This is a genomic window from Streptomyces sp. SD31 (assembly GCF_052068475.1).
Classification (GTDB): Bacteria; Actinomycetota; Actinomycetes; order Streptomycetales; family Streptomycetaceae; genus Streptomyces.
Genome location: NZ_JBQHCX010000011.1, coordinates 274911 through 290242 on the forward strand (window position 1 = coordinate 274911; position 15332 = coordinate 290242).

General features: G+C 68.7%; 15 protein-coding genes. 9 read left to right on the forward strand and 6 right to left on the reverse strand.

Annotated features, from left to right (window positions below; all coding sequences use genetic code 11):
• Positions 1–101: 101 nt before the first annotated feature.
• The 3 genes from ACTMVF_RS24930 to ACTMVF_RS24940 are packed head-to-tail and all read right to left on the reverse strand — an operon-like array spanning position 102 to position 1734.
• A complete protein-coding gene (locus tag ACTMVF_RS24930) occupies positions 102–809 on the reverse strand; it encodes a hypothetical protein (protein ID WP_441273323.1) in 708 nt (235 codons plus the stop codon).
• Between the two features lie 5 nt (positions 810–814).
• On the reverse strand, positions 815–1435 hold the full coding sequence (locus tag ACTMVF_RS24935; protein WP_441273324.1) for an RNA polymerase sigma factor: 621 nt from the start codon (positions 1433–1435) through the stop codon (positions 815–817).
• A complete protein-coding gene (locus ACTMVF_RS24940) occupies positions 1429–1734 on the reverse strand; it encodes a hypothetical protein (protein ID WP_441273325.1) in 306 nt (101 codons plus the stop codon). The genes ACTMVF_RS24935 and ACTMVF_RS24940 overlap by 7 nt, the downstream gene beginning before the upstream one ends.
• A gap of 646 nt (positions 1735–2380) precedes the next feature.
• Between ACTMVF_RS24940 and ACTMVF_RS24945 the strand changes: the two genes are divergently transcribed.
• Positions 2381–3988 carry a hypothetical protein gene (locus ACTMVF_RS24945; protein ID WP_441273326.1) on the forward strand — a complete coding sequence of 536 codons (1608 nt, stop codon included), beginning with the start codon at positions 2381–2383 and terminating at the stop codon, positions 3986–3988.
• Positions 3989–4269: 281 nt separating this feature from the next.
• On the opposite strand, the gene ACTMVF_RS24950 is transcribed toward ACTMVF_RS24945, so the two are convergent.
• On the reverse strand, positions 4270–5601 hold the full coding sequence (locus ACTMVF_RS24950; protein WP_441273327.1) for a hypothetical protein: 1332 nt from the start codon (positions 5599–5601) through the stop codon (positions 4270–4272).
• A gap of 165 nt (positions 5602–5766) precedes the next feature.
• Here ACTMVF_RS24950 and ACTMVF_RS24955 point away from each other — a divergent pair, with 165 nt between their 5' ends.
• Genes ACTMVF_RS24955 through ACTMVF_RS24970 form a run of 4 tightly spaced genes read left to right on the forward strand, consistent with a single transcriptional unit; the run spans position 5767 to position 8828 of the window.
• Positions 5767–5916 carry a hypothetical protein gene (locus tag ACTMVF_RS24955; RefSeq protein WP_319256329.1) on the forward strand — a complete coding sequence of 50 codons (150 nt, stop codon included), beginning with the start codon at positions 5767–5769 and terminating at the stop codon, positions 5914–5916.
• Between the two features lie 20 nt (positions 5917–5936).
• A complete protein-coding gene (locus ACTMVF_RS24960) occupies positions 5937–7109 on the forward strand; it encodes a ribosomal protein uL16 3-hydroxylase (protein WP_441273328.1) in 1173 nt (390 codons plus the stop codon).
• Positions 7106–8014 carry an aldo/keto reductase gene (locus tag ACTMVF_RS24965; RefSeq protein WP_441273329.1) on the forward strand — a complete coding sequence of 303 codons (909 nt, stop codon included), beginning with the start codon at positions 7106–7108 and terminating at the stop codon, positions 8012–8014. Before ACTMVF_RS24960 ends, ACTMVF_RS24965 begins: the two co-directional genes overlap by 4 nt.
• A gap of 19 nt (positions 8015–8033) precedes the next feature.
• Positions 8034–8828, forward strand: coding sequence for a hypothetical protein (locus ACTMVF_RS24970; RefSeq protein ID WP_441273330.1), 795 nt, complete (start codon positions 8034–8036; stop codon positions 8826–8828).
• A 63-nt stretch (positions 8829–8891) separates the two neighbouring features.
• Here ACTMVF_RS24970 and ACTMVF_RS24975 read toward each other — a convergent pair whose 3' ends face one another.
• Positions 8892–9479, reverse strand: coding sequence for a hypothetical protein (locus ACTMVF_RS24975; protein ID WP_441273331.1), 588 nt, complete (start codon positions 9477–9479; stop codon positions 8892–8894).
• A 151-nt stretch (positions 9480–9630) separates the two neighbouring features.
• Between ACTMVF_RS24975 and ACTMVF_RS24980 the strand changes: the two genes are divergently transcribed.
• A complete protein-coding gene (locus ACTMVF_RS24980) occupies positions 9631–11643 on the forward strand; it encodes an ATP-binding protein (RefSeq protein WP_441273332.1) in 2013 nt (670 codons plus the stop codon).
• A 497-nt stretch (positions 11644–12140) separates the two neighbouring features.
• On the opposite strand, the gene ACTMVF_RS24985 is transcribed toward ACTMVF_RS24980, so the two are convergent.
• Positions 12141–13043, reverse strand: coding sequence for an ATP-dependent DNA ligase (locus tag ACTMVF_RS24985; protein WP_441273363.1), 903 nt, complete (start codon positions 13041–13043; stop codon positions 12141–12143).
• 252 nt (positions 13044–13295) lie between these two features.
• On the opposite strand from ACTMVF_RS24985, the gene ACTMVF_RS24990 reads away from it, so the two are divergent.
• Genes ACTMVF_RS24990 through ACTMVF_RS25000 form a run of 3 tightly spaced genes read left to right on the forward strand, consistent with a single transcriptional unit; the run spans position 13296 to position 14997 of the window.
• Positions 13296–13553: a hypothetical protein gene (locus tag ACTMVF_RS24990; RefSeq protein WP_441273333.1), complete on the forward strand. Its 258-nt coding sequence runs from the start codon at positions 13296–13298 to the stop codon at positions 13551–13553.
• Positions 13550–14128: an RNA polymerase sigma factor gene (locus ACTMVF_RS24995; protein ID WP_441273334.1), complete on the forward strand. Its 579-nt coding sequence runs from the start codon at positions 13550–13552 to the stop codon at positions 14126–14128. The genes ACTMVF_RS24990 and ACTMVF_RS24995 overlap by 4 nt, the downstream gene beginning before the upstream one ends.
• On the forward strand, positions 14125–14997 hold the full coding sequence (locus ACTMVF_RS25000) for a PspA/IM30 family protein (RefSeq protein WP_441273335.1): 873 nt from the start codon (positions 14125–14127) through the stop codon (positions 14995–14997). The genes ACTMVF_RS24995 and ACTMVF_RS25000 overlap by 4 nt, the downstream gene beginning before the upstream one ends.
• Positions 14998–15332: the final 335 nt, after the last annotated feature.

Here is a 15332-nt window from a genome sequence, read left to right on the forward strand (position 1 = left end):
AGCGGGGTGCGCGTCTCCAGCGGAATCCGCGGCCGCGCCCTATGCCTCTGCCCAGTCCAGTCCGAGGGCGGCGAGCTTGTCGACGGCTACATGCCCGGCACCTACGGGGTCAGGCCCCCGGGCAGCACGGTCAGGTGCGCCCGCTTCCGGTTTGGTGTGTTGTCCGGGTGCGGTACGGGCTCGTAACGGGTGGGCGCGGCGACGACGGGCCCGGGCGCGGCCGTTGGGCTGTCCGTGTCCGTCGTGTGGCAGCTGTCTGGCGTATTGGGCCGCCGACCGGGAGCTGGCGAGGCACCGGGTGGGGCCGGCTGGAGAAGGGGGAGGGGAACTCCGAGCAGGAGACGCACCTCTTCGAAGAATGAAGTGTCCTCGATCAGCGGGGCGCGGCCAGTGAGAGGGGAGCGGCGGCCAGCGGACGCGGCGAGAAGCCGCTGGGCGTCACCGTGCCCGTGTCGAGCGGCTTCGGCGATGAGGAACCACGCGTTGTCTTTCCAGTCCTTACCGGAGCGGAGCGCGACCAGAGCGAGCCGGAACAGCGCGCCTGGATGGCCGGCGGCGGCCGCCGATCCCAGCCAGTCGGCGGCCGTGGACAGCTCGTCGCGGCCCAGAGCCTTGGAGCCGAGCCGGTACAACGAGTTCGCCTCCTGGCGCGCCTCGACGTCCAGCTCGTACAGGTCGCTCAGGGGGCCGAAGTCGCCGTCGGGACGATCCCAGACGTCGGGGGGCCCGACGAGCTTGTCCATGATTGTCAGCAGCTCGGCCGGTACCGCCGGCGTCGGGCGGCCGCCGCTGCCAGTGAAGCGGCGCACAACCCTCACCTGTCCTTCTTCGAGCGTCGTGTCTTCTTGCGGTGCCCATCCCGGATGAATTTGCCCAGCTTGCTACGCAACTCGCTGACGGCTGCGTACCGGTCCCGGTGGATCCGGTCCGGGGTTATGCCCAGGGCCGCGGAGATCTGTGTGTCGTCGAGACCCTGGCTCTGCAGCTGGACGACCGTGCGGCGCCTGCTGAGCGGCGGCATAGCCTCGATCGCGGGCCGGACCAGCTCCTTCAGCAGATCGACGTCCTCACTCCGCGGGTTGGACGCCGCCACCAGCGCGGTGTCATCCATCAGCTCGGTCCGCTTCTGGGCGCGCAGCGTGTCGACTGCCAGATGCCATGGGGTCGTGCGCAGATAGGCCCCGATTTTCACGCCGGGTCCCAGTTGTGCGGCTGCGACCTTCCTCGCCACCCTCATGAACGCTTCCTGGGCGACGTCCTCGCAGGCCTGTTCCGAGAGCTCGCCGTTGCACGTGTTGTGCAGGAACCGCGTTTCCTGCGCCAGGAACGTGTCGTAGTAGTCCAGCAGCCTCTTGGCCAGGTCTACCTCCGCCCCCGCGGAGGGCTGCCCCTCCGCGGGGACGGAGGACTCCGCTGCAGCTTCACCCGCTACCACGGGCGGTATCCCTTCGCAGGCAGCGAAATCGGGTCCACACCGTCGGCTCCGCCGTCCACGAGGACGACCAGCGTGACCGACGTACGGGCGTGGGCTGCGACGCTGACCTGTACGCGGACCATACGAGTGTCGGGCAGGGAGGCCTTGCCGTGGTGGGGCATGCGGCGGCACTCTTCGTGCTCCGTCGTCCTGGTACCGCGTTGCCGCCGGTCCCAGTACACCTGCACCATGACGACCGCCGCCTGCGCGGTGGCCGTTGCAGCCGAAACAAGCCCGGCCCAGTCCAAGGACGACGTCATGTGAGTTGGTCTCCGTCGGGTTTCAGTGGCGCGTAGGTGGCGCCTTCACCTACTCGACGGTCGACCCCTCCCCGTTCTCCCCTCGGAGAACGGAAACTTCCGAAGCTGCCCGCAGAGACACCGAGTCTGACCGGCCTTGTACGGCAACGTACGGGCCACGCGGTGCCCCGCCGGATGTGCAGCCTGGCCGGGCTTACCCCTCGGGCACGTGCGGGAAGGTCTCGCGCTGCGCACCCGCGTGGCGCCCCGAGGTGCGGCTTTCCTGTTGGCCCCTGCCGAGTGGCCGTGGTGTCCCAGGAGTTAAGAGTTGTTGGGTGGGGGCGAGGGCTTGGTCCGGTTCGTCATTCGGCGACGGCGTCGGGCGCGTAGAGCGCCGGCGGTGAGGGCTGCGATGGCTGTTGTGGCGAGTTGTGCGGGCAGCTCGGTCACGAGTCCGTGGATGATCTCGTGGAGGGCGTGCCGGAGAAGATCGGGCATCGGTAGGGTCTCCCAAACGTGCGTGCGAACACGGCGTGTGTCCCTGGTAGTGGGGGGGCTTGTGTCATGCGGTGTTGCACACCTTGCACCGCGCTGGAAGGACCGTTCCAGTTGTCTGGCCGATGGGCCGGACAGGGCCGGACAGCGCCAGGACGGATGGAGAAGCGGGTTGGGTGACTTAAAGCGGCGTACCAAGCCGTGGGGTGATCTCAAGGGTCCCACGGAGCAGGCCGATGCCCTGGCGAGTCTGCTGCGGGGCTGGCTGGACACTGCGCAGCTGCGTATCGATGACGTCGTGGCGCAGCTGACGCCTGAGCACTTCAGCAGCGGGCGTATACCTGGCCGTTCCACCATCGGCGAGCGGCTTGCCGGGGTGCGTCTGGACAATGAGTTCGTCCAGGCGATCGCTGATATCTGCTCCGGTGATGATGCCGCGCTCCGGGAGCGGATGCTCACCGAAGCCCGAGCTCTCGCCTCGCGCAAAGACCCCACCCGGCCGGCGAAGACCTCCAGGGGGAAGCCGGACCCGGCTGCGCTGGCGAACGAGCTGGTCGCCGTGCAGCGGCGTTCACTGGCCCTGCAGGACAAGCTGATGCGGGCGTGGGAGCGGGCCATGGAGCTGGATCGTGAGCGTTCCAGAAGTCATCAGCTGGTCATTGTGCTGTTGACCATGGTTGACAAGCTCCAGCGCGACATCACCACCATGCAAGCTGAGCGCGACAGGCTTCGGGAGCGCGAACACCGTCCTCAACAGTTGGCAGAGGTGCGTCAGAAGCTGGCGCGGAGTGAAGAGCAGCGGCGGTCCGCGAAAGCCGAACTCGACCGCGCCCGGGAGGAACGCAGCAAGGCCGACCGGCTGGCCGAAGAGGCAGCCGGGCAGATCCGCATCCTCAAGGACGAACTCGAGCGGCTGCGTCAGGGCACTGGACAACCGGATAACTCCCCACCACTGACGGTTTCGAGCCCCTCGGCATCCGAAGGCGAGGACTACGAGACAGCAGCGGACGACATCGATGACGCGCTGGCCAAAGCCTCCCGGCACTTGGAAGACGGTGCCCGGCGTCTCGACCAGCTTGCCTGCGAGTTGCACCAGGACGATCCATTGGACAACTCAGCCGCCATAGCCGAGACCGGTGATTCAGCCGACCAGCCAGACGCTGAGGCGTTGACGCAGCGGATCCTGGCGCAGGTGCGGGCGATGAAGGAGCACGGATCTTCGTTCGTCTCCTTCGCTCTCGAAGCGCCGGCGGATCTCTTCGTTGGGATGATGACGGTCTTGCTCCTCTCCGATGACGGCGAGAAGGACTGGGAGCTGGCCCACGAGCTGCTGGACGTCGCAGGCACCAAGGGAACCCCATCCCATCTCTGTGACCTTCTGGCCGAGCTGCGCTCCCACCACAACGGGGATGCTTACGCCTACGCGCTGTTGAGCGCGATCGCAGCGAACCGCTCGCCCGGCGCACTGGTCGCCATCGTGGCTGCGCTGCGGGAGTCAAAGCAAGACGCGGACGCCTACCAACTCCTGACCGCAGTGGCACGGGTCGGTCCCGCCTGGTTCATCTCACCCATCGCGCTGCAGCTCAGCGACACGGACGCGACATGGCTGATTGAGGCGCTGATGGCTGAGCGCAGTGAAAGGGACATCGTCGCGGTCCGCGAGATGCTGGCCTTCGGAGGCCACCAGCATTACGTCGCGCTACTCGCGGTCCCCCAAGTCCGCAAGCAGACTTTCGACATGCCGCCGGTGCAGGCGCCGCCTGTCTTGGCCGACGCTTGACTCCGTGCGGGGGCGTGACTTCCTTCCTCGTGCGCTGGGAGATCGACTTGGAGGCCAGTGACCCCGTGGACGCCGGCCGTAAGGCTTTCGCCATGCACCGCGATCCCCGGTCATGGGCGACGGTGTTCACTGTGCACGGCGAGCACCGGGGCGCGCCCCAGGTGGCGCCTGTCACCCGCTGGGAAGTGTCCGCCCCATGGTGGGATGCGCGTCCCCGCAGAGATTGGCCTGCAATGCCCCACAGGCCCGCCGCTTGGGCTGTCGGGACGGCGCGTTCGTTGTCAGCTGGCCACGACGTCGCGTAGTTCCCGTACAGCGCGCTCGCGGTGGTGTTGAGCAGGGATGGCCTCGTACAGGTCCAGGGCACGGCGGCGGACCAGGCCGGTGCGGTAGTCGACGGGCAGCGCTGTCAGGGCGGCGACGGTACGACGGCACGCCTGCTCGGTGTCGCCGTCGTGATGGGAGCAGGCGGCGGCGTCGATGTTCAGCAGGGTGCGCGTCATGGTGCTGGTCGGCGCGGACAGCTCCAGGGCGCGCCCCTGGCTGACGTGGGCGAGGCGGGTGTCCCCGAGCGTGGTGAAGGCGTGGCTGAGGTGGACGTGGTGCTTCTGCTCGCCGTACGTGAGCCAGGTGTCCGACCGTTCGCTTTCGGGGAGTCGGTCCATGAGGGCGTCGGCTGCGGCGAGCGCGGCGCGGGCCTGCTCGCTCTGGTGGTTGAGGGTGTAGGCGCGGGCGGCGACGGCGGCCGCCAGGGTCGCCGCGGCGGTGGGCCGGTGCCCGGCGACGTGACGGGCCCGTTCGGCGAGGCCGGCCGCCGCCTTCGGGGCGCCGTAGTTGAGCGGGACCATCGCCTCGCGGGCGAGGACCCAGGCGTGCAGCTGGTCGTCGCCGGATTCGGCGGCGGCCCGGGCGGCCGTGGCGAACCAGGAACGGGACTCCCGGCGGCTGCCCAGGTCGTGTAAGACGATCGCGGTCATCCCGGCCATCTGCCCGGCCGTGCGGCACAGCCGAGCCCGGACCGGTGCGGGCTGAGGGACGGTGAGCAGCGGGCGCAGGGTTGTGAAGTCGGTGACCAGGTCGGCCAGGACGCGGGTGGGCTGCTGTCCGTGGTAGCCGTACCCGTAGCTCTCGGCAGCGGCCTCCAGATGGGCCAAGTCCTGGGGCATGTCGGGGGAGAGGGTCTGGTCGACGTCGGTCCGGGCGGCGGTGAGGGCGGCGAGAGCCGGGGCGGTGAGGCCGGCGGCCAGTGCGCCGCGCAGCAGGTTGCGGCGCTTCATCGGATCATCTTCTCCATGGTGGGACTCCGTGCTGTGGGCGGCGGTGTCCTCCCAGGGTTGCGCAGCGAGCCCCAGTAGGGCACCGGGAATGCGCAGTCCGCCGGCGATTCTCTCGACAGTTGCCAGCGCGGTGACAGCTGCGGTGCCCCGGGCGATCTGGCTGACACGATCGGATTTGAGCGCACACGCCTCCGCGATCCGGTTGAAGGAGATCCCCACGTCGTGGGCCATGGCGAAGACCGTGGTGAAGTCCCGCTCGCGCAGGGCCCGGACGAACACCGGGTCGGCCAGCAGATGGCGCGGCGCCTGGGCGGGTGACGGCGGTAAGTCGTCCACAAGTCCCCCAGAACTCTCGTGGAATGACAGTGCGTCAGCCCAACGGCCATACCCACCGTGGGGCCCCCGTCACGGGGTTATCGCCAGGGTCCGCCGTGGCTGTACTGGGGGTGTTCGCGGCCGCGGCTGTCCAGGGCCCGGCTACCAACCCCGCAGGAGGATTCCATGCAGAGTCCCGCCACGCCCCCGCCCGCCACGTCCGGGCCGTCGACCGGCGGCCTGGTCCGCTCCCGCCGGCAGATCGTCGCCGCCAGGGGCCGCAACGCCATCCCCTCGGACGGCGGCGGCACCGGCAAGAGCGACGGCAACGACTGACGATCGGAAGCCCTGACGCGATGACGCACACGTCCATCGCGGCGTGCCTGGGCGAGGACTTCCTCGCCCAGGCACTGCACCGCGAATACCGCCACGTCCCCGGCGCCCTCGATGTCGCCGGACTGATGAGCTGGGACGACCTCAACCAGATCCTGGCCGCACACCGACTGGAACCGCCGCGCATGCGGCTGTCCCGCGACGGCGAGACGCTGCTGGTCGGCGGCTACACCACGCCGGTGGCCACCCGCCGCCACACGGCGTGGCACCGCCTCCACCCGGCCGAACTGCACGCCCGCCTGAAGGAGGGCGCCTCCCTCGCCCTGGACAGCGTCGACGAACTCCACCAGCCGCTCGCCCGCCTCTGCGAAGCGATCGAGCGCGATCTGCGTACCCGCGTGCAGGCGAACCTCTACGCGTCGTGGACCAGCACCGAGGGGTTCGGCGTTCACTGGGACGATCACGACACCGTCGTCGTTCAGCTGGACGGCGCGAAGCGGTGGCGGATCTACGGCACCACCCGCCCGTTCCCGCTCTACCGCGACATCGAGGACCCGGGCGAGGCGCCCACCGAGCCGGTCGCCGACCTGGTCCTGTGGCCGGGCGACGTTCTGTATGTGCCGCGCGGCGTGTGGCACGCGGTCTCCGCTGATCAGGGCACCCGTTCCCTGCATGTCACCTGCGGTCTGCAGACCCACACGGCGACGGACCTGATGGCGTGGGTGTCCGAGCAGCTGCTCGGACACGAGGACTGGCGGCGCGACCTGCCGCTGCTCGCCGCGCCGGACGTCCAGGCCGACGCCGTGGACGGGATGCGCAAGCGGCTCGCCGAACTACTGGACGACCCGACGCTGCTCGCCCGCTACCGGGCCGCGATGGACGGCCAGGCCGTCGGCCGGATGGTGCCGAGCCTGCCGTACATTGACGGCGTCCCCGTCGACGGCGGCCTCCGGGTGCGGCTGACGACCGCCCGCGCGGTGCTGGAGGTCGGCGAGGACGCGGTGACGCTCTCCGCCGCCGGGAGCACGTTCGAGTTCGCCCCCGAGGCGGAGGCGGTGCTGCGCCCGCTGGTCGACGGCCGGACCGTGGATCTGGCCGCGCTCGCGGAAACAGCCGGCCTCGCTCTGGAGGACGTCGCCGGGCTGGTCCAGGAGCTCGCTGCCGGGCAGGCCGCGACGGTGGGGAGCCTGCTGTGACAGCGGAGCTCGCTCTGGGCACCTACCGGTGCCGGGCGATCCCGGAGGCGGCCGTCCGTGCGGCCGCCTCCGGCGCGCAGTGGATCGACACCGCCCCCAACTACGCCACCGGCCGCGCTCATGACTTGCTGGCCCCGGCCCTGGCCGCCCACCCGTCCCTGCGGATCGCGACGAAGGCCGGCTACTTCACCGCGGCCACCAGTGCCGATGCCGTGAACGCCGGGGTTCTCACCGAGGACCAGGCCGTGGTCGGGCACAGCCTCGCCCCGCAGTACGTGCGCTGGCAGATGGGCCGCAACCGCGAGCAGCTCGGGCGCGAGCGGCTGGACCTGGTCCTGCTGCACAACCCGGAGCGCGCCCACCCCGGCGACCGCCCGGCCCTGCACCGCGCGCTGCGGGAGGCGTTCGTCGTCCTCGAGGAAGCCGTGGCAGCCGGGCACGTTGCCGGGTACGGCATCGCCACGTGGGCGGGCCTGGAAGAGGAAGCGTTCACGGTGGAGGAACTGCTCGCCCTGGCCGCCGAAGCCGCGGGCGGCCGGCACCACCTGGTCGCGGTCCAGATGCCGGTCAGTCTGGTGATGATGACGCCGATCACGCAGGCCCTTCACGGCCGGGGCCCGCTCCCGGCCGCCGCCGGCGCGGGCCTGCGGGTGATGGCCTCCGCGCCGCTGCACGGCGGTGAGCTCCCCGGCATCGTCGACCAGGAGCTCGCCGACCTCATCCGGCCGGGCCTGACCCCCGCACAGGCGTGCGTCCTCGCGGTCGCGTCATGCCCAGGAGTGACGGACGTCCTCATCGCCGCTTCCAGTGCGCCACACTGGAGTCAGGCGGCCGACGCCGTCGCCCAACCCTCCCTGACCGCCGCCAAGTTGCGGGAGATCACTGGTGCACTCGCCTCCCCCTGACCCGGACACCGAACAGCGCATGCGCGCCCGCCACGCCCGCGCCGCCAAGGCCCTGGACGTACGAGTCGAGCCAGGCGGGGAGTTATGGGGTTGGGCCGGGCGCACCCTGGGTGCCCCGGCCCGCACCGCCACCGGGCAACCGGCGTGGCTGCGGCTCGTGTCCTGCCCGGAGGACAAGGCGTCGGGGAAGCTGTGGGACGGCGCTCTCGACGCCCAGCACGTCTTCGGGGACCTCGACGGGCGCCGGCCCGCTCTCCTGGCTGTGCACGACGCCGTCGACGACGGCACCGCCTACCGGGCGGAGTTGTCGGCTCGCGTGGACCAGCCGGTCCTGTCCGACGACCCGGTCCTCCAGCACGACCTCCAGCTACCGGACTCCTGGTGGGAGGACCTCGCCGGGACGCTGGAGAAGGTGGCGGCCGTCGACACCGACCGCGTCGCCGTACGCCAGCAGTACATGGACCGGGCGATCCCAGAGTTCGTGGGCATCCCCGCCCCGGCCGTGACCCGCTGGACCGCCGCCCACTCCGACCTGCACTGGGCTAACGTCACCGCACCGCTGAGCATTCTCGACTGGGAGGGCTGGGGGCGAGCCCCGGAGGGATTCGACGCCGCCACGCTCTACGCCTACACGCTGCTCCAGCCGGACACCGCCGCCCGCGTCCGCGATGCCTTCCCCGTCCTGGGCAGCCCGGCCGGCCTCGCCGCCGAAGCGACCGTGTGCGCCCAGCTGCTGCAGACCGTGAGCCGCGGCGACAACCTCACCCTCGAAGACCGGCTCCGGGACTGGTCCGAGGAGCTCCGCCGCCGCTGAGTCCGCCGAACCCCGCCGTGTCGTCTGGCTCAACAGCCCTGGTGCGCGGCGGCGAGCGGTGGATCACAGACGCTTCGAGGATGCGGGAGGCACATCCAGATCCGGGTCACCAGGGGTGCCGAAGAAGTGGGCGTCCCAGGCGACCAGCTTGTCTCGCAGGCGGGCGAACTCGCTGGCCAGGTCCCAGACATCCTCACTGGACACCAGGCCGATGTCGGGACGGCTGAGCCCCCTCGTTCCTTTGGCGGTCCGCCACCCATGGACATCGTCGTCGTAGACCCAGCAGCTGTGGATGTACCGGTTGCGTTCCTCGAAGCTGGCCGTGCACAGGTCCAGGTCATGCAGCAGAGCTGCACGTGCTTGAGCGGGGATTCGTTCGTTGGCGGGGGTAGTCAGCCGGTTCTTGGCCTTGGTAATGAAGTGCTTCACCGTCTCGTGGGGCTTGTCTGTGTAAGGCCGTTCGACGCCACCGAGGTGGGCGTACAGGCCGTGCAGGATGTAGTCGGTTTCGGCAGCGCGCTGCACGAGCACGCCCAGGCCAAGTGTCAAAGCTGCCTGCTCCTCGCTCATCCCTTCAAGCAGTTCGGCCGCGCCGGGAGGAATTTGCGCTACCTCGGGCTGGGGTACGTCGGCAGGAGGCGGGATGGTCATGTCAGATCTTTCGGCGGGGTTGATCGGGGCGGATAGTCGACTGCCGCCCTCAGGAAACGGTTGTACCGCCAAGCCGTAGACGCTGGGAGGCATTACAGGGCGTTGATGCGGGATGGACAATCCGTTCCGACCTGTTGAAGGATGCGCTGTTATGGCGGATCACGTACTTCTGGAAGCCGGGGACGACCTGGTGCGTCAGCTCTCGCACGAGCGAGAAGCCGTCAAGGCTGTCTTGGAGCTGGTGTGGAACTCCCTCGACGCCGACGCCACCAAAGTCGACGTGACCATCGAGCGATCTGGCACCACGGGCCTAGACAAGATTGTCGTTGCCGACAACGGCGACGGCATCACCCCGGAGAAGGCGCGGACTGCCTTCAAGCAGGTCGACAATTCCGACAAGCGGGTGGGTGGCACAACCGACCGGCTGCAGCGTCCGCTCCATGGAAAGGCCGGCCGCGGACGCTTGCGGGCATTCGCGCTGGGTGATGCGACGCGCTGGACGAGCACAGCTCGCGCAGTGGACGGCCAGCTGATGCGCACGACGATCGAGTCGGAGATCAGCCGTCGGACGACGTGGCGGATCGACACGCAGCCGGCGCCTGGGACGGACAGCCCAGGCACGAAGGTGGAGCTCTGGGGAAAACAGGCACACCACCTCAACAAGCTCCTGGAACCCAAAGCCGCCACCCAGATCACGGCGGCCCTCGCGCCCTATCTCCTGACCTGGACCGATGTCCGGGTCATCTACGACGGCCAGCGCATCGACCCACAGACCCAGATCCAGGCCGAAGAATTCGAGGACCTCACCTTCGACTACGAGGGCCAGACGCATCCCTTCCACATCCGGCTGATCCACTGGCGCACGGGCGCAGAGCGCACTATCGCTCTGTGCGACGCCGCCAGCGCCCCGGTGAAGAGCCTCGATGTATCCACCGAACACGCCGACTTCTCCTACACCGCCTACGTGCTGTGGGAACCGATGCCCCGGCACCGCAACGAAATCCCTTTGATCACGTTAGGTGGCGACACCCCCCTGGCGCCCCTGTTGCGGACCGCCCGCGAATGGATCGGCACACGGCTCGAAGAACGGCGCCGACGGCAGCGCCGCCAGCTTGTCGAGCGGTGGATAGAGGAAGGCGTCTACCCCTACCCACGCCGGGCTGAGGGTGACCAGGCCCGTGCCGAGCAGGCGACGTTCGACTTGGTCGCCACCTCCATCAACCGCCACATCACAGGCGACAGGACGAAGAAGCGGCTCACGCTGTCCCTGCTGCAGAACTCCCTCCGGCACAACCCTGACGAGATGGTGGAGATCCTGGAGAAGGTGCTGAGTCTGGGAGGTGACGACGTCAGCCACCTGCACGGCCTGCTCCAGCAGACCAGCCTGTCCAACATCATCCGTGCATCGTCCATCGTCACCTCACGGCTGCAGTTCCTGACCGCCCTCGAGCATCTGGTCTTCGACGTGGACACCTACGGAGTGGTCAAGGAACGCGATCACCTCCACAAGATCCTCGAACGCGAACTGTGGGTCTTCGGCGAAGAGTTCAACATGATGCGCAGCAGCGAGATCGGCCTGACCCGCATGCTGGAACACCACCGGCGCGCTGTCGGCTGGGACCCGACCCCAGACGGACCCGTCCGCGCGGTCGACGGCGGCACCCGGCGAGTCGACCTCATGCTCTCCGCCGAAAGCCACGAGCATGATCGCGTACGGCACCTTGTGATTGAGCTCAAGGCGCCCGCCGTCGACGCCGACCGTGAGCAGGCTCTCCAGGTCGATGACTACATGCAGGCCGTCCTCAACGAGCCGCGCTTCGCCAACGTCGAAACGACCTGGGACTTCTACCTTGTCGTCCGTTCGGTGAAGGACAGATTGAAGCCGGCTCTTCGCCAGGCCAACAAGCCCGAGGGTCTGTACCTCGAACCCACCCAATACGAGCACGCCGGTGTCCGGGTCTGGGTGCGCACGTGGTCCGAAATCCTGCGAGAAGCCAAGCAGCGGCTGGAGTTCGTCAAGAAAGGCATCGACCACAACCCCTCCCTCGAACAGGCCCTCGCCTACCTCCGGCACCGCCACGGCGATCTTCTTCCCGACCAACTGCGCCAGCCGGCCGCAGTTCCTACGCCGCGTTCCGGGGCAGCCCATAATCCTGCTGTCTGATCCGGCCCGGGCAGAGGTCTGGGTCCGCCCCAGACCCCTCCACGCCAGACCATCGACCCGACCACGGGTCCGACCGTGCACGCGAACTGCGGCTCGCCCTGGACGACGCCCTGGACCTGGTCGTGCGCGCGACCGGCGACCAGCTCCAGATCGTGGGCATCCGATCGCAAGGCGACACTGTGACCAGCCCGCCCGGCCGCGGCTTCGCCTCATAAGGCCCCGTGTTGCGCTGAGTATTGCGGTAGAGGTTGCGCCAAGTGTTGCGCTGAGTGTTGCGGTAGGAGTTGCGCCGGCCTCCACAACGCCCTGGAGTCCGCCCAGGTCACCACGGGCGTACGGCGTGGTCGGGCCGCTGACATCCCCGTTGCGACCCCTTCGACCATGCCCTGGCTGGAGTTGAGGATGAGGGAGGGCGGGATGGGCGGCGCGGACGCAGCCGGGGATCGGGGCGCGCTCAGCCGGTTGCGCGTCGGCGGGGCCGCCGCGCCCGGCCGCCGTCAGCGCGGCGGCGACGTCAGGCGGGGAACGTCGGCGGGGGAGAGGTCAGGGCGCGCACGGTGCCAGCGTGCGGGATGTCGCCACCGGCCGGAGGCGTCGCGGGCGACGTCGACGCCGACTTCCACCACCAGCTCGGGTTCCACCAGCGTGACGTTCAGCTTCTCATGGCTGCCCCACCCGGCGAAGAACGACCAACCTGTCCACGGATGACCGCGCCGCCCCGCAGCGAGCAGACCGGCGAACGCCGCACCTGCCGCCCGGGCGAGGGTGGTGGTGCGGCCGACGTACTCAAGGCGGCCTTCGTCGTCGTACCTGCCGAGCAGCAGCGTGCGGGGAGCGGCCAGAGGGCCGGTGACCGCGCCGACGATCGCCTCGCTCGTCTCGCGGACCTTGTACTTCTGCCAGCCCCTCACCGACGGGCGGTAGGCATCATCCAGCCTCTTGAAGACCACGCCCTCCATCCCGACCGACGCCCACGTCAGCCACTCACGCACGACCTCGGCCTCATTGGTCGACGGACACAGCGCCCACGGCGCCGACAGCGGGCGGGCGGCGAACACGGACTCCAGCGCGGCCCTGCGCCGCCGATACGGCCACCCGGTTGTGTCCGTCCCGGACAGCCGCAACAGATCGAACGCGACGAAGTGGGCCGGCCACTCCTCCGCAGCCCGGGCCGCACCGGAACCGCGCCGGGCAAGCCGGTTCTGTAACCGCTCGAACGCGAGGCGGCCCGCGGCGTCCCATATGACCAGCTCGCCGTCCAACGCGGTCGCGTCCGGCAACTGCGCGGCCCCAGCCTCAATCTCCGGAAACGCCGGAAGCATCTCGGTGCCGCGCCTGGAGCGCAGCACCACCCCGCCCGCGTCCACGGAGAGCAGAGCCCTGAACCCGTCCCACTTGATTTATGCGCTGTTGAGCTGTCCGCGGGATTTGGTCCAGCGCAATGTCGATCACCGGGGCGGATGCACTTCACTTCTCGCGAGAGCTGCGTCGAGGTTCGCTGCTCGTACGCCGAATGAGGGTGGACCTCCGTAGGGGAGACCGCCGATTGAAAAGATTTTGAGCTCGGTGGTTCACGGCGCAGGGCTGTCCAGGCTCTCACTCATGGATGGGCCCTCACGGCGCCCGCGACCCGCACGACACGGGAGATAGCCATGGACACGGTCACGGCCGTCATCACCATTGTCTCGATCATTGTCATCGAGCTGTGCGCTCTGCTCGGCCTGTGGCTTCGCCTGCGCTGGCGGGTACACCATGAGCAGACACAGCGCCAGTACCTCGCTGTAGTCACCGAGGCAGTCGCCGATGGGGGCCATCTGGAACTCGATGAGCAGCGGAGCGACGGGCACCGTCTTCGCATGAAGTTCACTCGAGCCAAGTCCGGAACAGAGAACGGGCAGCAGGCAGGATGAGCAATCACAATCCGGCGGACCACGTCGACCCCGCAGCCGCCGCGCCCGCTGTCGGTCAAGATGCGCTCGCGGAAGGCACCTATACGCAACACGTCGTGGACGCGGAGTTCTCGGCCTTCTACCGCAAAACCATCAGCAGGCTGGTGGGTTTCCTGGTCAACCATGGAGCCACGCTGCCACTGGCTGCAGACATCGCCCAGGACACAATGACCAAGGCATACGGGCGCTGGACCGAGCTTCACGAGCCGCAGGCATGGGTCCACACCGTCGCTTCCCGAGCCTACATCCGCAGAGCCACCAATATCCGCGAGGATCCGGTCGGGCAAGTGCCTGAGCCGACGTCGCTGCTGCCCCGGCCGGACGCCATCGCAGAATGGGAGGCCCGGCACGACATGCTGCAACTGGTGAGGAGGTTGCCATGCCGGCAGCGTCAGGTTCTGGCCTGGACGCTAAGCGGCTACACGCCATCCGAGATCGCCGAGAAGCTCGAACTGACCTCCGAAGCGGTGCGAGCCAGCCTCAAGAAGGCCCGCCGGGCCGTTGCCCGGTACGTCAACCAAGGGGCGGAGCAGTGACGGACCATTACGAATCGGAAGAGTACGGCCAGGCCGCAGACCGCTGGCTCGACGAGCATCAGCGCTCCCTGGTGGACGGTCTCGACGCCGTTCTCGAAGCCGGAGCCGGACTGAGTGAGATCATGCAGCAGTTCCGCCATGATGCCCTGGTGGACGGTCTCGACGCCGTTCTCGATGTCGAAGCCGGACTGTCCGCCATCGTTCCCGCGGGCGCGCCGTCCACGTCAGATGCCCAGCCGCAGATGACTTCTACGGAGGAGGATTTCCCAGAGCGATTGCTCGCGGAAAGTGGGACTTGGGCTATCCAATCGGGCAAGGCAATGAGAGATGGGAATGACGATCGCCTGGCGCGCGTGGGAGACCTGCCGGGAGTTGCCGAGCGCATCGTGCACGCCCTTCAGGAGTTGGACCGGAACGATCTGGAGAGGGTGATTGCGCAACTGAACGAGCTGCATAGCGAGGTGAAGGTGCACCTCCTCGAGGTCATGTGTGAGCGCAACCTTCTCAGCCGACGCCTCGCTGACGCATCGAAATCCGAGCGAGAACTGATGCAACTCGCAGCTGCCGCCATTGCCAGACGAAACGAGAACGAGGCCGACGTGCCGCTCATGACCGAGCAAGCCTTGCGCCGAGCCCTCCGCCTGCGCAAGCACATGGAAGTATGGAGGGTCGAGCTACAGGAAGCGGACGAGGCCGTTCGTCTGAGCCGCGCGTTCGATGCCGTACTGCAGGAATCACGCGCTGACCTCGAATGGGCCTTGGAACGCCTGGGAGGACGCTCCCGCGTCGCCGAGACCAGGCGTACCCTGGCACGCATCGCCGATCGGCTCCGGACGATCGACAGCACCGGTACGGGGCGGCCTGACTGAACGCGCGCAGAAGGGCTGTTTGTCGCCAGTCTGGCTTCAGTGTCCCGGGGTGAGAAGTGGACAATAGACAGCCCAAAACTCTGCCCATAACTTGGGCTCCGCCGCCCAGCCCGGCCGCAGCTCGGGCACGGCCACGGGAGTGCTCAGCATGGGTTCCGGCAGCGTCCACGTCACGCACCATGCCTTCCACGCCGGCCATCGGCCGCCCGAGTGACCTCCCGGCGCTGGACTGATCCTGGTCGGGCTCGTGGTGGGCGCAAGGGACTTCCCCTGCCCGAATGCTCGTGCGGTGCTATGGGTTGAGCTCCTGGACGGCGAGGGCGGAGCGTCGTCGT